Origin of the sequence: Citrobacter sp. wls827 (genome assembly GCF_005280875.1) — a bacterium.
GTDB lineage: Bacteria > Pseudomonadota > Gammaproteobacteria > Enterobacterales > Enterobacteriaceae > Citrobacter > Citrobacter youngae.
Genome location: NZ_SZWR01000001.1, coordinates 82,278 through 102,361 on the forward strand (window position 1 = coordinate 82,278; position 20,084 = coordinate 102,361).

The 20,084-nt window shown below is 50.5% G+C and carries 14 protein-coding genes; 4 read left to right on the plus strand and 10 right to left on the minus strand.

The genetic code is table 11. The features are described 5' to 3' along the window. The first annotated feature begins 31 nt into the window (after positions 1-31). Together bioA and FDX03_RS00400 are read left to right on the plus strand one after the other, a co-directional pair. Positions 32-1,321, plus strand: coding sequence for an adenosylmethionine--8-amino-7-oxononanoate transaminase (gene bioA / locus FDX03_RS00395; protein ID WP_061067562.1), 1,290 nt, complete (start codon positions 32-34; stop codon positions 1,319-1,321). Positions 1,322-1,378: 57 nt separating this feature from the next. After that, on the plus strand, positions 1,379-1,855 hold the full coding sequence (locus FDX03_RS00400) for a kinase inhibitor (RefSeq protein ID WP_137345328.1): 477 nt from the start codon (positions 1,379-1,381) through the stop codon (positions 1,853-1,855). A gap of 89 nt (positions 1,856-1,944) precedes the next feature. On the opposite strand, the gene hutH is transcribed toward FDX03_RS00400, so the two are convergent. The 5 genes from hutH to hutI form a co-directional block, all read right to left on the minus strand. Further along, positions 1,945-3,465, minus strand: coding sequence for a histidine ammonia-lyase (gene hutH / locus FDX03_RS00405; protein WP_121584384.1), 1,521 nt, complete (start codon positions 3,463-3,465; stop codon positions 1,945-1,947). Between the two features lies 1 nt (position 3,466). Beyond that, positions 3,467-5,152 carry a urocanate hydratase gene (gene hutU / locus FDX03_RS00410; protein WP_115643684.1) on the minus strand — a complete coding sequence of 562 codons (1,686 nt, stop codon included), beginning with the start codon at positions 5,150-5,152 and terminating at the stop codon, positions 3,467-3,469. Positions 5,153-5,288: 136 nt separating this feature from the next. Continuing rightward, a complete protein-coding gene (locus FDX03_RS00415) occupies positions 5,289-6,008 on the minus strand; it encodes a histidine utilization repressor (protein ID WP_003023059.1) in 720 nt (239 codons plus the stop codon). An 87-nt stretch (positions 6,009-6,095) separates the two neighbouring features. Further along, positions 6,096-7,037, minus strand: coding sequence for a formimidoylglutamase (gene hutG, locus FDX03_RS00420; RefSeq protein ID WP_137345329.1), 942 nt, complete (start codon positions 7,035-7,037; stop codon positions 6,096-6,098). Further along, complete coding sequence (gene hutI, locus FDX03_RS00425) at positions 7,034-8,257, minus strand: imidazolonepropionase (protein ID WP_137345330.1); 1,224 nt, start codon at positions 8,255-8,257, stop codon at positions 7,034-7,036. Before hutI ends, hutG begins: the two co-directional genes overlap by 4 nt. A gap of 224 nt (positions 8,258-8,481) precedes the next feature. Between hutI and FDX03_RS00430 the strand changes: the two genes are divergently transcribed. Continuing rightward, positions 8,482-9,765 carry a putative acyl-CoA thioester hydrolase gene (locus tag FDX03_RS00430; RefSeq protein WP_137345331.1) on the plus strand — a complete coding sequence of 428 codons (1,284 nt, stop codon included), beginning with the start codon at positions 8,482-8,484 and terminating at the stop codon, positions 9,763-9,765. 47 nt (positions 9,766-9,812) lie between these two features. Here the strand turns inward: FDX03_RS00430 and FDX03_RS00435 are convergent, their stop codons facing one another. Both FDX03_RS00435 and pgl read right to left on the minus strand, forming a co-directional pair. Further along, entirely contained in the window at positions 9,813-15,020 is a 5,208-nt protein-coding gene (locus FDX03_RS00435; RefSeq protein ID WP_137345332.1) for a hypothetical protein, read from the minus strand. 362 nt (positions 15,021-15,382) lie between these two features. Next, positions 15,383-16,378 carry a 6-phosphogluconolactonase gene (pgl, locus tag FDX03_RS00440; protein ID WP_137345333.1) on the minus strand — a complete coding sequence of 332 codons (996 nt, stop codon included), beginning with the start codon at positions 16,376-16,378 and terminating at the stop codon, positions 15,383-15,385. A gap of 164 nt (positions 16,379-16,542) precedes the next feature. Between pgl and FDX03_RS00445 the strand changes: the two genes are divergently transcribed. Next, positions 16,543-17,361: a pyridoxal phosphatase gene (locus FDX03_RS00445; RefSeq protein ID WP_061067554.1), complete on the plus strand. Its 819-nt coding sequence runs from the start codon at positions 16,543-16,545 to the stop codon at positions 17,359-17,361. Here FDX03_RS00445 and modC read toward each other — a convergent pair whose 3' ends face one another. From modC to modA, 3 genes are read right to left on the minus strand one after another with little or no spacing between them, the layout of a single operon-like run. Then, the gene (gene modC, locus FDX03_RS00450; RefSeq protein WP_040232493.1) at positions 17,362-18,420 is read right to left on the minus strand and encodes a molybdenum ABC transporter ATP-binding protein ModC; all 1,059 of its coding nucleotides are present in this window, start codon (positions 18,418-18,420) and stop codon (positions 17,362-17,364) included. Between the two features lie 2 nt (positions 18,421-18,422). Next, entirely contained in the window at positions 18,423-19,112 is a 690-nt protein-coding gene (gene modB / locus FDX03_RS00455) for a molybdate ABC transporter permease subunit (RefSeq protein WP_005125418.1), read from the minus strand. Next, on the minus strand, positions 19,112-19,885 hold the full coding sequence (gene modA / locus FDX03_RS00460; RefSeq protein ID WP_048212228.1) for a molybdate ABC transporter substrate-binding protein: 774 nt from the start codon (positions 19,883-19,885) through the stop codon (positions 19,112-19,114). The genes modB and modA overlap by 1 nt, the downstream gene beginning before the upstream one ends. Between the last annotated feature and the right edge of the window lie 199 nt (positions 19,886-20,084).

Here is a 20,084-nt window from a genome sequence, read left to right on the forward strand (position 1 = left end):
AAATCTTTTTAATTTGGTTTACAAGTCGATTATGACAACGGACGATCTTGCGTTTGACCAACGCCATATCTGGCACCCTTACACCTCCATGACCTCCCCGCTACCGGTTTATCCGGTGGCCAGTGCCGAAGGTTGTGAACTGATATTAGCCAACGGTGAGCGGCTGATTGACGGTATGTCATCCTGGTGGGCGGCAATCCACGGTTACAATCACCCGCAGCTGAATGCCGCGATGAAAACGCAGATTGATGCCATGTCGCACGTGATGTTTGGCGGCATTACCCATGCCCCGGCTATTGCGCTGTGTCGCCAGTTGGTGGCGATGACGCCCGAGGCGCTGGAGTGCGTTTTTCTCGCGGATTCTGGTTCGGTCGCCGTGGAAGTTGCGATGAAAATGGCGCTGCAATACTGGCAGGCCAAAGGTGAATCCCGTCAGCGTTTCCTGACGTTTCGTAACGGTTATCACGGCGATACTTTCGGCGCAATGTCGGTCTGCGATCCCGACAACTCGATGCACAGTCTGTGGAAGGGTTATCTGCCGGAGAACCTGTTTGCGCCCGCCCCGCAAAGCCGCATGGGCGGCGAGTGGGACGAACTGGATATGGTACCGTTCGCCCGCCTGATGGCCGCACATCGCCACGAAATTGCGGCGGTGATCCTTGAACCAATCGTACAAGGCGCTGGCGGCATGCGCATGTACCATCCTGAGTGGTTAAAGCGCATCCGTAAGATGTGTGACCGTGAAGGTATCCTGTTGATTGCCGATGAAATCGCCACCGGATTTGGTCGCACCGGCAAAATGTTTGCCTGTGAACACGCCGATATCACCCCGGATATTTTGTGCCTTGGCAAAGCGTTAACCGGCGGGACAATGACCCTTTCCGCGACTCTGACCACCCGCCAGGTCGCGGAAACCATCAGCAACGGTGAAGCCGGATGTTTTATGCACGGCCCGACTTTCATGGGCAATCCACTGGCCTGCGCCGTCGCCTCCGCCAGCCTGTCGTTACTCGAAACCGGCGAGTGGCGCTCGCAGGTAGCGAACATAGAAGCGCAACTGCGGGCAGAGCTCGCCCCGGCGGCTGATTCCCGTTGGGTCGCCGACGTGCGCGTGCTTGGTGCCATCGGCGTCATCGAAACCACGCATCCGGTGAATATGGCCGCTTTACAGAAGTTCTTTGTCGAACAGGGCGTGTGGGTAAGACCGTTTGGTAAGCTCATTTATCTGATGCCGCCGTACATCATCAAGCCCGAACAACTGTGTCGTCTGACCCAAGCCGTCAACGAGGCTGTGCGCAATGCAACATTTTTTAGCGATTAACCAGCGGTAAGCTCTACGGTTTCTGGCTACACTTTTTGGCTAACGAGAGGAGTCAGCATGAAACTAATCAGTAACGATCTGCGCGATGGCGAAAAGCTTCCTCATCGCCACGTCTTTAACGGCATGGGATATGACGGGGATAATATTTCCCCGCATCTGGCATGGGATGATGTGCCCGCCGGGACTAAAAGCTTTGTCGTGACCTGTTACGATCCTGATGCGCCAACCGGCTCCGGCTGGTGGCACTGGGTGGTGGTAAATCTGCCTGCAGATACCCGGGTTTTACCACAAGGTTACGGCTCGGGGCTGGTTGCGCTACCGGATGGCGTGATTCAGACCCGTACGGATTTTGGTAAAGCCGGTTATGGTGGCGCTGCGCCGCCGAAAGGGGAAACCCATCGCTATATCTTTACGGTTCATGCGCTGGATGTGGAGCGTATTGATGTCGATGAGGACGCCAGCGGCGCGATGGTTGGATTTAACGTCCATTTCCACTCGCTCGCCAGCGCCTCAATTACGGCGATGTTTAGCTAACCTCCGTGCCGGATGGCAACGCTAACGCGTTTTATCCGGCCTACGAGCTGGTTTGTAGGCCGGATAAGCGCCAGCGCCATCCGGCATTTTTACAGAAACTCCGGAACTAAATGCAGCAACGCGCCCTGCGCTAACAGTTCGGTCGCGCACTCGATATCCGGGGCAAAAAAACGGTCCTGTGTATAGTGGGCAACCTGCTCACGTAGCGTCTGGCGCGCCTGCTCCAGCAGCGGGCTTGAGGTTAACCCTTCACGCAGGTCAATCCCCTGACACGCCGCCAGCCACTCTACGGCAATCACGCCGCGCGTATTCGCCGCCATCTCCCACAGTCTGCGGCCCGCCGCTGGCGCCATTGAGACATGATCTTCCTGGTTGGCGGAGGTTGGCAGGCTGTCCACGCTATGCGGATGCGCCAGCGCTTTGTTCTCGCTCGCCAGCGCGGCAGCCGTGACTTGAGCAATCATAAAGCCGGAGTTCACCCCACCGTTTTTCACCAAAAACGGCGGCAGTTGCGACATGTGTTTATCCATCATCAGCGCAATACGTCGCTCCGATAACGAGCCGATTTCGGCAATCGCCAGCGCCAGATTATCTGCCGCCATCGCCACCGGTTCAGCATGGAAGTTACCGCCGGAAATGACATCCCCCTCTTCGGCAAATACCAGCGGGTTGTCGGAAACCGCGTTGGCTTCGACCAGCAGAACATCCATTGCCTGGCGCATTTGCGTCAGACACGCCCCCATCACCTGCGGCTGACAGCGCAGAGAATACGGATCCTGCACTTTCTCACAGTTATGATGCGACTGCGAAAGCGCGCTGGTGTCGGTCAATACGTGACGATACAGCGTCGCGGCATCAATCTGCCCACGCTGTCCTCGTGCGGCATGAATACGGGCATCAAACGGACGACGAGAGCCCAGCACGGCTTCGGTGGTCAGCGCCCCGCAAACCGTTGCAGACGCAAACAGCTCCTGAGCTTCAATTAATCCGCGCAGCGCAAAGGCGGTGGACGCCTGAGTTCCGTTGAGCAGCGCCAGCCCTTCTTTCGCCTCCAGCGTAATCGGCTCCAGCCCGGCCTTTTTCAGCGCTTCGGTCGCCGGGAGCCATTCCCCCTGCCAGCGCGCCTTCCCTTCTCCGAGCAGCGTCAAAGACATATGCGCCAGCGGCGCCAGGTCACCCGATGCCCCCACTGAGCCTTTCGCCGGGATCAGTGGATACACCTCGGCATTCACCAGCGCAATCAGCGCTTCAATCACGCTCAGGCGAATACCGGAAAAACCGCGCGCCAGGCTGTTGATTTTCAGCACCATAATCAGACGCACCATCGCGTCGTCCAGCGCCTCGCCGACACCTGCCGCATGGGAAAGCACCAGCGAGCGCTGCAAATTTTGCAAATCTTCCGTGGCGATACGGGTCTGGGCCAGCAGGCCAAAGCCGGTATTAATGCCATACGCCGTACGGCCTTCAGCGACAATATTATTGACGCAGGCGACGCTGGCGTTGATAGCATCAATCGCGGCAGCATCGAGGCTCAGTTTGACCGGCTGCTGCCAGATGTCGCGTAGTTGCACAAAGCTCAGATGACCCGGTGTTAATGTCATGGTGTTCATATCAGCGTTTCTCCTGCGTCGCAGCAATCATCGGCAAATTCAGCCCTTCTTCGACGGCGCATTCCACCGCAATGTCATATCCGGCGTCGGCGTGGCGCATCACCCCGGTCGCCGGATCGTTATGTAAGACCCGGGCGATACGCGCCGCGGCTTCATCGGTGCCATCGCAAACAATCACCATCCCGGCATGCTGAGAGAAGCCCATACCGACCCCGCCACCGTGATGCAGCGACACCCAGGTCGCGCCGCTGGCGGTGTTAAGCAGCGCGTTCAGCAGCGGCCAGTCGGATACGGCGTCTGAACCGTCGCGCATGGCCTCGGTTTCGCGGTTCGGGCTGGCAACAGAACCGGAGTCCAGATGGTCACGGCCAATAACAATCGGCGCGGATACTTCACCGCTGCGCACCATTTCATTAAACGCCAGCCCCAGCTTTTGCCGCCATTCCAGCCCGACCCAGCAGATACGCGCCGGTAAACCCTGGAAATTAATCCGCTCACGCGCCATATCCAGCCAGTGGTGCAGATGCTTATCGTCAGCCACGATCTCTTTCACTTTGGCATCGGTTTTATAAATATCCTGCGGATCGCCGGAAAGCGCCACCCAACGGAACGGGCCAATGCCGCGACAGAACAACGGTCGAATGTAAGCAGGTACGAAGCCGGGGAAATCAAAAGCGTTTTCCACGCCCATCTCTTTAGCCATCTGGCGAATGTTATTACCGTAATCAAACGTCGGCACGCCCATTTGGCTAAACGCCAGCATCGCCTCAACGTGCGTTGCCATTGAACATTTCGCCGCCTGCACCGTGCCCTGCGGATCGGACACCGCTTTTGCCTGATACTCATCCCAGCTCCAGCCGGACGGCAGATAACCGTGCAGCGGATCGTGGGCGCTGGTCTGGTCGGTGACCATGTCCGGGCGCACGCCGCGCTTAACCAGTTCCGGCACAACGTCAGCAGCGTTCGCGCATAGCGCAATGGAGACCGCTTTACCTTCACGGGTGTATTTGTCGATACGCGCCAGCGCATCGTCCAGTGAGGTGGCCTGCTCATCCACATAACGGGTACGCAGACGGAAATCGATCCGGCTTTGCTGGCATTCAATGTTCAGCGAACACGCCCCCGCAAGCGTAGCGGCTAACGGCTGCGCCCCGCCCATACCGCCCAGCCCGGCGGTCAGAACCCAGCGTCCGCTCAGGTTACCCTGATAATGCTGACGCCCGGCCTCAACGAAGGTTTCATAAGTGCCCTGTACGATGCCCTGACTGCCGATGTAGATCCAGCTCCCGGCGGTCATCTGGCCATACATCGCCAGCCCTTTGGCATCCAGTTCATTAAAGTGTTCCCAGGTAGCCCAGTGCGGCACCAGGTTGGAGTTGGCAATCAGCACGCGCGGTGCGTTGTCGTGAGTTTTAAATACGCCTACCGGTTTTCCGGACTGGACCAGCAGCGTCTCATCGGTCTCCAGTTTGGTCAGCGCGTTGACGATGGCGTCATAGCATTCCCAGTCCCGTGCGGCGCGGCCAATCCCGCCGTAAACCACCAGCTCATGCGGATTTTCCGCCACATCGGGATCCAGATTATTCATTAACATGCGCAGCGGCGCTTCGGTCAGCCAGCTTTTGGCCGTTAAGGTGGTGCCGCGTGGGGCACGAATATCCTGCTGACGATATTTGCTATGGGACATGACAGAAAACTCCTCGCGAACGTCGGATAGATAAGTAACATATACTTGTCTATACAAGTCACCGCAAGGATGATTTTAACAATTAAGATACATTTTTATTATATTGCGTCAGCAATCACGGTTTTCATGTCCTGTATCAGGACATAAACCGCCCTTGCAGGCGATAGCGGGAACCCGGGAACAGCAAACGGGCATGAGAGACAATAGAAGACGCAGACCAGGTCTTGCGGCGGATCAGCAGGCAGGGATCGTGTTCTTTGATATTCAGCAGCGCGCACTCTTCAGCGCTGGCACGTACCGCTTCAACAATATGCTCACCTTCCGTTAAAGGGGCTATCAGCGACAGGTAAGCGTGCGGCGTAGTCTGGCTGTAATCCTGCGCCAGGTACTCCGGCACAATTTCGGCATTCACGCAGCGATCTTCAATCTGTACCGGCAGATCGTTCTCGTAGTGCACCATGACAGAGTGAAAAATAGAGGTGCCTTCTTTGACGTTTAATACCAAAGCCTGCTGCGCGTTTGCCCGGGTTCTTTCCAGCGTCAGCACTTCGCACCGGTGCTGATGCTGACGGGCGTTGATTTCATCCGCGATGCTGCGAATTTCAAACAGCGCGGACTGACCTTTTGGCTCGGCGACAAACGTCCCCACGCCCTGCAAACGCACCAGTAAACCTTCATCCGTTAACTCACGCAGCGCCCGGTTGATGGTCATGCGGCTAAAACCATACTGCGCCACCAGCTCTGCCTCAGACGGAATGCGATCGTGAGGTTGCCAGATACCGCTGGCAATTTTTTCGCTGATCTCCTGTTTGACCTTTTCGTAAAAAGGAGCCGGAGCAGAACGGGATGGGAGCATGCGTGAGCCTTCCTTAAGCTGAAAATGTGAGTGGGTACAGTTTACAGGCATTACCCGAACCTGATAAGCGCTACGCCATCAGGTATGTCAGTGCCACCAGTGGGCGATTTGCCAGCCTAATCGCGCCGCAACCCGCGCAGCCCTGCCATCATCATCAAAACGCGGGTTAAACTCAACCATATCTACCGCCTGGAGTTTACCGCTGCGACAAAGAGGTTCAATCAGCCCCAACAACGTCGCCAGCGGTACACCCAACGCGGCAGGCGCGGATACGGCGGGCATTTCCCACACCGGCAACACGTCGAGGTCGATTGTCAGATAGATGACATCCATGTTTGCAACAAATTGCGCCAGCTGCGCCTGCGCCGTATCACAGTGCAGATCTTCGACCACGGTAACCCCCAGCCGTTGCGCTTCATCCCACAGCGCCTGGGTATTCGCTGCCCGACTGACGCCAACGCAGGCGTAATGAAATTCACGCTGCTGTTGCTCACAGAGGTGCGCCAGTTGACGAAACGGCGTACCGGAAGTGGGTTGTTCGGCGTAGCGTAGGTCCAGGTGCGCATCGAGGTTAACAATCCCCACTTTTGCCTGCGGGAAGGCATCCAACACCCCTGCACCATGGGCAAATGCCGTTTCATGTCCCCCGCCCAACACGAAGGTGCGCATCTCCGCCTGCAGGCAACGCTGCACCGCTGTACGCAGCGCCTGCTGAGCACCTTCAAGGTCGGGAGCCTGGGCCACAATATTGCCCAGATCCACCAGTCGATGATGCCCATCGTGACTGGCTAAATTGGCCAGTGCTTTACGCAGCGCGTCCGGCGCTCCGGCGGCTCCCGTGCGTCCCTGATTACGTTTAACGCCTTCGTCGCAGGCAAACCCGAGCAGTGCTATCTGCTCAGCGTGCATTTCCGGGGAAAACGCCGGGCTCAGCATGATAGTCTGAAACAGACGCAGCGCATTCGGCGATTCGGCCCGGTCATCACGTCCCTGCCAGAGCGCAGGAGAAGCGGGTTGCCAGTTGGTCATGATGGTTGCCCTTTAAATACACGTTGATAGATTGGGTTGCGACCAGGTTCATAGAGAATTTCGACCGGGAGTTCGGCATCCCACACCACAAAGTCGGCCACAAACCCGGCTTTCAGTTGACCGTGAGTGGCATGACGCCCCAGCGCGCGGGCAGCATGACGGGTTACCCCCGCCCATGCCTCTTCCGGCGTTAAGCCAAACTGTACACAGGCCATATTCATCGCCCAGTGCAGGCTAATAAACGGGCTGGTGCCGGGGTTGTAGTCGGTCGCCACCGCCATCGGAACCTGATACTGACGTAATAACTCGACTGGCGGACGCTGCTGCTCTTTGAGGAAATAAAAAGCGCCGGGCAATAGCACACCGACCGTACCGCTTTGGCTCATCGCCGCCACGCCCGCTTCATCCAGATATTCAATGTGATCGGCGGATAAGCCGTGATAGCGGCTTACCAACTGTGCGCCGCCAAGCAATGACAGTTGTTCGACATGACCTTTAACCGGGATACCCAGCGCCTGCGCAGCCTGAAACACCCGCTCACTCTGCGCCAACGAAAAACCAACGCTTTCACAGAACAGATCAACGGTCTCAAACAGACCTTGTTCCCACAGCTGCGGCAAAATGGTCTCGCACACCAGCGTAATATAGCCGTCAGGATCATCACGGAATTCCGCTGGCGTCGCATGCGCGGCCAACAGCGTCGGGCTGATTTCAACGATATTCTCTGCCGCCAGCGCTGCCACCACGCGCAATATTTTCTCTTCTGTCGGCAAATCCAGACCGTAGCCGGATTTTATTTCCAGCAGCGTAACACCTTCTTTGATCAGCTGTTCCATCCGCTGATGGGCTACCTGTAAGAGTTGTTCATCGGAGGCGCTGCGCGTCGCCGACACGGTGGCATTAATCCCCCCACCCTGAGCGCTTATCTGCTGGTAGGAGACACCATTTAGCCGCTGCTCCCATTCACCTGCGCGGTTTCCGCCAAAGACGAGATGCGTATGGCAATCAATCAGGCCAGGCGTAATCAGCCTGCCCTGCATATCAAAAGTATTGTCATGTGTGAGATATAACGATGATTCCGGGACGATATCGCGAATCTTGCCCTGGCGGACGATCAGCGCGTGACCATCCACCAGCCCATACGGGGTATCACGTTCAGGATCCATGGTCGCCAGGCGGACATTACGCCAGATAGCATCATCAGGGAAAAATTGCTGCATTCGACTCACCACTTGTCATAGGTTGTATAGACATTTATTTTGCATCCTGTGGATGTTGTCAACCTGAAGGACCAAAATTGTTATCTAATTGTGATATAAGGACTCTCTACACCCGAGATTGCTGCTATAAAAAACAACTTTTTACCTTTTCACCTTCCCGTTTCGCTCAACTTAGTATAAAAAAGCAGGCTTCAATGGATAACTTTCAAAGCCCGGAGCAACCTGTGAACATTTCATCAGTTTCCCGTCTGGCGCTGGCTATGGCTTTTGGCGTGACGCTGACCGCCTGTAGCTCTACACCGCCCGATCAAATTCCTTCCGATCAGACCGCGCCAGGAACGTCTATGCGCCCAATTCTGTCGGCCAATGAAGCGAAAAATTTCGTCGCTGCGCACTATTTTTCCGCACTGACGCCAAACACTGCGCCGTGGAGCCCCTCTTCTATTACTTTGCCCGCGCAGCCTGACTTTGTCGTTGGCCCGGCAGGCACCCAGGGCGTGACGCATACCAGCATTCAGGCCGCGGTTGATGCGGCAATCATTAAACGTACCAACAAACGTCAGTACATCGCGATTATGCCAGGTGAATATCAGGGCACGGTCTACATCCCGGCAGCAACGGGAAGCCTGACGCTGTACGGTATGGGCGAAAAACCGCTGGATGTGAAAATTGGCCAGGCTATTGATGGCGAAATGAGCACCGCGGACTGGCGTCGTACGGTGAACCCAGGCGGTAAATATATGCCGGGTAAACCTGCGTGGTATATGTATGATAATTGCCAGAACAAGCGCGGCACCAACATCGGCGTGATGTGTTCTGCTGTCATCTGGTCACAGAATAACGGCCTGCAATTGCAGAACCTGACCATCGAAAATAACCTCGGTGACAGCGTTGATGCGGGTAATCACCCGGCCGTTGCGCTGCGTACCGATGGCGATAAAGTGCAGATCGACAAGGTTAACATTCTGGGACGTCAGAACACCTTCTTCGTGACCAACAGCGGCGTACAAAACCGTCTGGAAAGCGATCGTCAACCGCGTACTCTGGTAACCAACAGCTACATTGAAGGCGATGTGGATATTGTTTCTGGTCGCGGCGCGGTGGTGTTCGATAACACCGATTTCCGCGTAGTGAACTCCCGCACCCAGCAGGAAGCGTACGTGTTTGCACCGGCTACCCTGTCCAACATCTACTACGGTTTCCTCGCCACCAATAGCCGCTTTACTGCAGCAGGCGATGGCGTCGCGCAGTTGGGCCGCTCGCTGGATATCGATTCCAACACTAACGGTCAGGTCGTTATCCGTGACAGCGTGATTAACGAAGGCTTTAACATGGCAAAACCATGGGCTGACAGCGTTATCGCAAAACGCCCGTTTGCCGGGAACACTGGTGCGGAAGATGATAAAGGTGAAATTCAGCGCAACCTGAACGACACCAACTTCAACCGCATGTGGGAATACAACAACCGCGGTATTGGTAGCAAAGTGGTCGCAGAACCGAAGCAGTAACAGCGAAAAGGGATGGCTTACTGCCATCCCTGAACATGCCTCTCTACTTATTGCACCAACACTGCCCGGTTGCTGTAAAGGCGGTTGAGTTCTTTTCTGCTGAGTCCGCGTTCTGAAGCCTTGCTTTGAGGTAAATCATCTGCGGGCTGTACAGCGACAGTTTCTTTTGTTTTTGTTCTGGATTCTTTATATTCTTTCACAAGACTGAACAGTTTTTCAGAATGCGTTTTAAGGTCTCCATTCTGCATCTGTTTAATTTCAACTTCATCATGAGCATTAAAAAATGCCGTAACAAACCTATCGAAATTGTCTTCCAGATGTACTTTTGTCATGGCATTGAGATCGTCACCCTTCATTGCAGCATCATTATTCATTGCAATTTGATTTAACATTGCTGCCGCAGAATGAAAAAGACAGTTACCATCACCGTTTACCTGAACAGGTTTCATTGATGATGGGCTAAAGCCATCATAATGTCCGTTTTTTAAAAATACGTAAATATCCTTGTTAGTTTCCAACTCTGACCCAATATTTAATCCTCTACTTACAAATCCCGAGTTAAAGTTAACACGACCAAGAAGTCCATTACCATGTCCATCGTTCAAAACATGGAGACGAATGCCTTGACTTGCCAAATATGAATAAAGAGCTAAAACAGCTATTTCGCCATCAATTTGTGAATGGAATTTCTTGAAATCAATCGCATCGAGAATTTTCGTCTTTAAATCTGACATTTCACTTGTAATATCTACAACATCTTTAACTTGCTGAGGTTGGTTAACAGTATCTGCTGAGGTCAAAGTTCTATTTTGAGATTCAATATTTACAGTATCTCGATCACTTACTACTACACGTTCATTTTTTTGAGTCGCCGCCTCCTGAGCCACATCAGTGATACTATTTTCATTATTACCTTTATCTGAAGACATTAATGCGATATCAGGCTTAATATTTTTTTCTACTTTAGAAGCAGTTTGCAATTTATTAGCAGAACTTTCCGTTGATGGCAGTGTTGCGGACAACTCCCTTAATATAGCATCCAGATCAGGTGCCTCTTGCTTTTTCGGTACATTTGGATTAGGGGTATCATCCAAATTCAACATTAGATTGAGTAAATCTGCATCTTGCGCTACACCAGTGGATATAGAATCTGAAGCCATAACCTGAGGAATATACTCCCCATTTTCAATTAGTCCTTCGCTATGGCTGTAAACTTTCGAAACAATCGCATTATCGCCATTAATAACAGCCGTTTGCAAAAAACCATCCTTAGTCATGCGAAAGGCGGTCCCTTCAGGCATGCGCAAAATAACTTTATTCAAATGCCCCAGGTTTATTATTTTTTCTTTTAAGGCATCCAGACTTTGCTTCTTGTTTAAGTACTCCTTATACTCAGAACTGTTTTCATCAATTGGCCTTCTGACATCTACTTGATTTACAATAGTCGCTAGATCTGGAGAAAAAATCATACCCTCTACTTTATCTTTGATGAATTCTGAAGAAATAGAACCTTGTGCTATATCTCTGTTTTTACCGCCTTTCACATGCAACTCATGACTAATAACATTAAAAAGATCAATTTCTTTTCTATGTACTTCATTTACTCCATTTTTTCTAGTGACCAGTTGAGCCGAACCATCACTATGCATGATGATGTTGATAGCTTTGGGATTAACATTAAAGTTTTTAACATCCAGGATATTAATATCCTGGCCAAAAGCACCTTTCACATAGAATTTAAGAGCCTGTATAGTCACTTCATCTTTTATATCTGGAGTGATGATAGCTCTCGTAGCATGATCAATCATTTTTTCAACAAACAATATGTTATTGGATTTATATTGATCATCCTTGTTTTTTTCTGAAGGTACAACTCGCCAGGTAGACATATCAATCACAGGCTGAATATCTCCATTCAGGTCATACTGAATAATGACATCCTTACCTTCTTTTTTATAAGCAAGGCTTAGTCCCAGTCCCGTATCGTTGGCTGAAATATCATACAACCCTTTATTTGCACCCGCATCAATATAAATTTTTTTAATTTTCTCCCAATTTTTTTCGTACGCCTTACCGTTATTTCTGTGTCTATAAGATTCCCGAAGTAACGCCACATCTTTGTGATCCAACCGGGCGTAAGAAGGGCCGCTTTCATCCTGATTAGCGATTGCACTGGTACGCAAAAAAGCGGCTTCTGGGGCCGTATTTGCACTCATTAATTTCTTTAACTGCTCTACCAATTCATTAAATTGCGTTGCTAATGTCTGAGCATGATTCAATAATTGTGATTTATTTACACTATCACTATTATTAATTTGTGCTAACCGTTCCTGGGCTTGTACAATCACCCGCTCAGATTCTTTCCCAACATCCTGTGGACGTTGCTCATCCGTTTCAAGGTTATTTACCAGCGTATTTAATTGCCCTACCAATTCATTAAGTTGCGTTGCTAATGTCTGAGCATAATTCAATAATTTTGATTTATTTCCACTATCACTATTGTTAATTTGTGCTAACCGTTCCCGGGCTTGTGCAATCACCCGCTCAGGTTCTGTCCCAACATCCTGTGGACGTTGCTCACCCGTTTCGAGGTTATTTACCACCGTGTTTAATTGTTCAGCCAAAGACTGGGTCATCAATAGAGCATTCGGTATATTGTCTTCTTTAAGACAATTCACCACTGTTTTTATCTGGATTGCCAGTTCCTGTGCAATCTGTATAGTTTCAAGCACATTCTGTTGCCTACTCGGTTGTTCAGCATGACCCCTTACCGCTACAAATTTTTCTTTAATTTCTTCCGGTCGTTTTGGTATTATCATGTTTAACGCATTCTGCGTTACAGGACGTAAATTACTTTCCAGTTTATTTATCCCTACTTTTTCTAAATGCGAAAGATAATAACTGAGCTGACTAGTCATTTTTTTAGCTTCATAGGAATAAAGTTTAGCCAGGAATTTATCATTATCCGAAGCGGTTCCAGATTTGATCTTGTCCTGACAAGCCTCGTACATAAGGCTAAATAGCTCAATATAATAGCTAAAGTAAAACATTTTATCTTGTGCGCTGCTATGGGCTATCATCTGATCGATACTTTTGCGATATCCTTTTACCATAGTATCTCTTATTTTTTTACCGTGATACACAGATAAATTATCGAAATAGCTGCGAGTAGTACTAACATTTCTAACGTTTTCATTTATGCCAATAAATCGGATAGTAGCTTCACTTCCTCTATTGCAATGATTAACGGCAATCTCTAAACTCTCTCTTATCCTGGATAACTCTTTTAATTTATGCCGAATATCCTTTATCTCTTTACGCATTGATGACTTCCCGGCAGCCTCAAGCTTTATTTTATTAGACAGTAAGCCATTAATTTCCTGTTTTACTTGCTCGAGGTCTTTTGCGTATGAATGCGTTTTTTCCACTTCTAAAATCAATGGGTTATGGCTTAATAAATCAGCATAGTGATTTATAATTTCATTTTCATTTCCTGGACCAACCTTAAAAAGGCAATTGGTTATCATATCTTCGCATTTGGCTACATCTGTTTTATTCTCTCTAATAATGCGCAGCAGTGAAGATAATTCCTCACCTGCCTTGTGTCCAAGAGGGTCATTAGTGGTAAATATTTTATTTTTCTGTTTTTCCATTGAAAGTATATTTTTGCGATCTTTTGCTATTTCTTCAATAATGGGGAGATATTTACGTAACATCGTTGGCGAGAAACGCCTGAGGCTCACACCATCCTTTACGCACTGAATAATAACCGTTATTTCAGCCTGCTCAGATGTGGATAGCGCTTGCAAAGCATGCTTTGCATGCCGCCCATACAAATTTCTAAGTTTACGTAAAGATCCTCTTGTTTTGTCCTCCGAGCGAATTTTTACGAACGTCCTCTCAGAGTGCAATAAAGGTATGAGATGCCTTTTGAAAACACCTTCTATGTAATGCCCCTCATTATTTGTCCATCCAGAGTTTAAAACATACATTCTGGCTTCATCATTCATATTCCCTTTGCGATCAATATGGACCATATTGTTGACATCTGTATCTGCCAGTATATGAACGATACTATCTCGTAGCGTTCTTACGGCAACCGCGCCGTATTGTCTTTCCGTTTCAAAATAAATAGTAATAATGTTCTCCCGTACACTGCGAAAAGCGGCTTGAGCGGCATCATTTTTACTCTGGGCTTTATCTGCGTCTTTTCTTGCCTTTATTGCATAGGCCTTTTCTTTGTCAGTAGCATCACTCTTTTTAGCCGCACCTTCAGCCTTGACTGCCATTTTTTCGGCCTTCTGAAGGTTATGGGCAGCATGATCAGCACTTTCCTTTCTTTTGTTTAACCTATTTTCAATGTCATTTAAAGAAAGTGAATTCATATTTCTACTGTCAAATCTATTGTATTTATCAATATTCGTAGGGAAATCACGATCGGTATTCAGCGTTCGCCGACCAATAATATCATTGAGTGGTATTATCGTTTCCTGTTTTACCTCCGCTAGATTTCCACGCCCCCCCTGACTCTCATCGATAAATAAAATAATCTCACCACCCTTAGCCATTGTTCCCTCATACTTATTGGCATTAGTGGATTTTTCAGGGGTAGTAGCCAGAATATGGTTCCATGGAATAAATTTCTTCTCACCTTTTGGAGAAGAGGGGAATGTAATTCCGTTAACATCTACTGTATAAGTGTCTTTTTTATACCTTGCTTCTGAAAGAATAGTGATAATCTCTTTTTTCGTCAATGTTCTGGCTATAACGTCTTCCTTGCCTCGTTTAGCTATGCAAAACTCAACCTGACCAATTGAATCAAAAGAGGGCTTAACTATTACATTTTGGCCATTAACAGACATTTGTACCTCACATCCAGCGTATAACGGAAGAATGCGATTACCACGAGTGTTTATAACTCCATTATTATTTTTAATTTCATTAATAAATTCTTTGTTAGTTTTATTTTCTAATTTTGCATGTTCAATTTTTCCTTTGTTACTTTGATGACGTTGAACCTGAATCGATTTATGATGATGTTTGTGATGGACATTCGCTTTATCTAATTCATGGGAGTTATTAATTTTGCAGATCCCATCAGATACATTTATCTTTTTATCTGACTGTTTTACTGACTGGAGATTATCAGCAAGATGCCTCCTTCTCTCCACTGGCGGTCTTTTTTTTACAATGTTTTTATCTGCTAATTTATCACAAATAGATCTACTTGCAACACTGAAACTTAAATCAGACATATATATACCCCATATAGGAAAGAAAATATTTTTCACATTGAGAGAATTAATAATTAACACCGCTAATATTATAAAAACAAATAACAATTACATTCGCGAAATTAATGTAAAAATAACTCTGCGGGGTTATTAATACTATAAAAGCACATTAAAAGATTATAAAAAATGCTCCAATTTTTGGTAGAAAAGCATTTTTTTCGAAAGCAGGCGCTGGTATTCAGCGCTGAAGAAAAAGAGGTACAGGCCGTCAGCAGAAACGCGAGTACAACTGACTATAGAATGGGATCAAACAGACAGAAACAGCAAAAGCATTCGCAATCAATCTTACAGATAGCGACGCCCGCTAACGGGCGCCGCTGTTGTTAGTACGCGTTAATCACCACCCACATCGGACCTTGCCCTACCGCGTAGCGACCTTTCTCCGTCAACAGGCCTTGTTCACCTGCAATCTCATACACCGCGATATGGTGCGATTTTTGCCCGGCGGCGATCAGGTATTTCCCACTGTGGTCGATATTAAAACCGCGCGGCTGGGTTTCGGTCGGCTGGAAGCCTTCTTTCGTCAGCACACTCCCATCTTCTGAGACGCTAAACACCGTAATCAGGCTGGCGGTACGGTCACAGGCATACAGATGACGACCATCTGGCGTAATATGGATATCTGCCGCCCAGCGGGTATCAGAGAAATCAGCAGGCATCATATCCAGCGTCTGCACACACTCAATTTTGCCATACGGATCTTTCAGTTCCCAGACGTCAACGGAGCTGTTCAACTCATTCACGCAGTAGGCATATTGCTGATTCGGATGGAATGCCATATGGCGCGGGCCTGCGCCTTCAACGGTAGTCACTTCCGCCGGCTCCTGCGCGACCAGATGACCATCATCGCTGACGGTGAACAGGCAGATACGATCCTGTTTCAACGCCGGAACCCATAGGGTACGGTTATCCGGTGAGATGTTGGCCGAGTGGCAGCCGTCCAGACCTTCAACCACGTCTACCAGCTCTACCGGCAGACCATCATCCAGACGGGTAACGCTCACGCTGCCCGCGTTATAAGAGCCAACAAACACAAAACGCCCCTGATGATCGGTAGAAATATGCGTCGGGCTCCCCGGCAGCGCAGACTCTGCCGCGAAAGTCAGCGCACCGTCATCAGGCGCAATACGGTAAGCCAGCACGCGAAACTCCGGGCGCACGCCAACATAGAGGTAGCGCTTATCCGGGCTGACGACCATCGGCTGTACCTGACCCGGCACATCAACCACCTGCGTCAGCGTCAGAGACCCCTCGTGATTCAGGCTCCAGACGTGAATTTGCTGACTCTCAGGGCTGGCGGTATAAACGGTTTGCTTCATGAAAACTCCTTTGCTTTTGGCAGGTGGCTGCAATTGCCTGACACACGCCTAAGGTAGACGCTTTTAACGGTGAATGCTTAATTAAGGCTCAGAATTTTGTCCGGCTCCCGTCTCGGTGTACCATTCCAGCAGACAAAATTCTCAACCTTAATCTGGAAAAACCTATGACCGCACGCGTGATTGCCCTGGATTTAGACGGTACCCTGTTGACCCCGAAGAAAACCTTGCTGCCCTCCTCTCTCGAAGCGCTCTCGCGCGCCAGAGAAGCAGGCTACCAACTTATCATTGTCACGGGTCGCCATCACGTTGCTATTCATCCTTTTTATCAGGCACTGGCGCTGGATACACCTGCAATTTGCTGCAACGGTACCTACTTGTATGATTATCAGGCGAAAAAGGTGCTGGAATCCGATCCCCTCCCGGTTAACCAGGCGTTGCAACTGATCGATATGCTGAATGAACATCAGATCCATGGGCTGATGTATGTGGATGAAGCCATGCTGTATGAGCGCCCAACCGGGCATGTGGTGCGTACCGCTAACTGGGCGCAAACCCTGCCGCCGGAACAGCGCCCGACCTTCACCCAGGTACCTTCACTGGCGCAGGCGGCGCATGACGTCAACGCCGTGTGGAAATTTGCCCTGACTGACGAAGATATTCCAAAGCTGCAGCAGTTTGGTAAACATGTTGAACAGCAACTGGGGCTGGAGTGTGAGTGGTCCTGGCATGATCAGGTTGACGTGGCCCGTAAAGGCAACAGCAAAGGACGACGCCTTGCCCAGTGGATTGAAGCCCAGGGCGGATCAATGGAAAACGTGATCGCCTTTGGCGATAACTTCAACGATATCAGTATGCTGGAAGCCGCAGGTACCGGCGTGGCGATGGGCAATGCCGATGATGCAGTCAAAGCCCGCGCCAACATCGTGATTGGTGACAACACCACCGACAGCATCGCGAAATTTATCTATTCCCACCTGTTGTAATCAGGCAGTAATCGACACGCTCTTAATTTGCGCATACAGCCACAGGCCAGGCTTGATACCCAGTTCATCCCTGGCCCATGGGCTAATTCTCGCCCACAGCGTTTTCCCGCCGACCTCAAGCTGTACTTCCACCTGACCGTTATCGTCATAGCACTGCGCGACTTTCGCCCGCAGCACGTTACGAATACTGGTCTGCTGCGGCGGTTGGAGCACCAGTGAAACATCTGATGCCTGAATACGAATACGCAGCGCGGTTTGCAGTGGTTGATCCAGCTTATTGACCCACAGATGCTGATCGCCGAGCGCCAGCGCGGTCATCGCATAGTGCGGATGATGTTCCAGTACGCTGACTTTCAGAATGCTGCTTTGCTGTTCCTTCGGCAGCCAGGGGTGCATCACGCTGCTGCCCCAGACGTCCTCCAGCGAACCAAACGCTTTCACCTGCCCGTTTTCCAGCACCATCACTTTGTCCGCCAGGTGCAAAATTTCATCGAGCGAGTGACTGACATACAGCATCGGAATATTAATTTCACGCGCCAGGCGTTGCAGGTAAGGCAGCAGTTCGCGCTTACGCGGAATGTCCAGCGAGGCGAGCGGCTCATCAAGCAACAGCAACTCCGGTGCAGTAAGCAGCGCCCGACCGATGGCGACACGCTGCTTTTCACCACCAGAAAGGCCGCCGGGTAGACGGTCGAGCAAAGGCTCAATACCCAACAGCGCCACCAGCTTATCAAACTGTCCGGCCATGCTTTTCGCCATACCGTAACGCAGATTGCCGCGTACTTTATAATGCGGGAACAGACGCGCGTCCTGAAAAACATAGCCCACCCGGCGTTTTTCAGGCGTCAGGCAGATACCGTTTTCAACGTCATTCAGTACCCGACCGTTGAGCACAATGCGCCCGGACTGTGGTTGGGTCAGACCACTGATAGCATTAATCAGCGACGTTTTGCCCGCACCGGAGACACCAAAAATAGCGGTAATACCGCTGGCTGGCAGCGTTTCGTTGAGCGTCAGGCAGTGGGTTCCCAGCGTCTGGGAGAAATTAAGTTCCAGCATGATTATCGCCCCGTCCGTTCACGGCTAATTCGCGCCAGCCACTCAGAAATGAGCAGCGAAATCAGCGCCAGTACGATAGAAATAATGCATAACCTTGCCGCCGCGCTTTCGCCACCAGGCGTCTGGATGAGGGTGTACATCGCCGAAGGAATGGTGCGCGTTTCGCCTGGGATATTAGAAACAAAAGTAATGGTTGCGCCAAATTCCCCGAGTGAACGCGCGAACGCCAGCACCGTACCGACAATAATACCGGGCAGCATCAGCGGTAAGGTAATGGTCATGAATACGCGCCAACGCCCGGCTCCCAGCGTGCGGGCCGCCTGCTCCAGCTTGACGTCAACACCTTCCAGCGCCAGACGAATAGCCCGCACCATAAGAGGAAAAGACATCACCGCCGCGGCCAGTACCGCACCGCGCCAGCTAAAGGCAAAGGTGATGCCAAACCAGTCATACAGCCATTCGCCAATGAATCCGCGCCGCCCCATAGCCACCAGCAACAGGTACCCCACCACAACCGGAGGCAGTACCAGCGGCAAGTGCAGTACGCTGTCGAGCAACGCTTTGCCCGGGAACTTACAGCGTACCAGTAGCCAGGCAAAGAAGATCCCAAACGGCAGGCTAAACAACACGGCCAGGGAAGAAACTTTCAGGCTCAGTAAGACGGCCTGCCATTCAGGATCGGTCAGTATCATTACTTGGTCGTAAATCCATAACGTTTGAAGATTTCAGAAGCCTGCGGTCCTTTCAGGTAATCATAGAACGCGCTGACCGTTGCGTTGGAGTGGCCATCAACAACCGCGATAGGGTATTCCACTTTTTTATGTGAGTCTTCCGGGAAGGTCGCCACAACTTTTACGCCTTTGCTGGCGACGGCATCAGAACCATAGACAATGCCCAGCGGGGCTTCGTTGCGTTCAACCAGCGCCAATGCGCCACGTACATCTTCAGCCGGAGCCAGTTTCGGTGCCAGGGTATCCCATGCTCCCAGTTTTTGCAGCGCCTCTTTGGCATAAATGCCCGCCGGAACATGCTCCGGATCGCCAACGGCCAGACGTCCACCGTTCAACAAACTGGTCCAGTTGGTTTTGCTGTCGATAGTGAAGTCTTTCTGTGCACTGGCTTTCGGCGCGACAACGACCAGGCTGTTACCGAGCAGCGTTTTGCGCGTTGCGGTATCGATAGACTTTTTGTCTACCGCGTAATCCATCCACTTTTGATCGGCAGAAATAAACAGATCGGCCGGTGCGCCTGCTTCAATCTGGCGCGCCAGCGTGGAAGAAGAAGCAAAAGAAGAAACGACATCAACGTTCTTCTCTTTTTTATATTCTGCGGCAATATCCTGCATCGCGTTCGTTAACGACGCCGCTGCAAACACTGTGATTTTACCTTCATCCGCCAGTGCATGTCCGGCAACAGAAAGAGAAAGTGTTGCCCCTGCAAACAAGCGTAACCATGTACGTGCCATCTGTAACTCCTTTGAGTTTCGTTATGTAGGCGCAAATATAACGAGTAAATCAGGATTTTCCCAGCGGTTATTACTACCAATTAGAGGTTACACAAAGAAAATATCGGCAGGGAAAGCAGGATCTTGAGGAACTAACGCAGTTGGATAATGAGCAATAAAAAACGCCCGGCTAAGCGGGCGTTCGGGGAATCAATGGTTC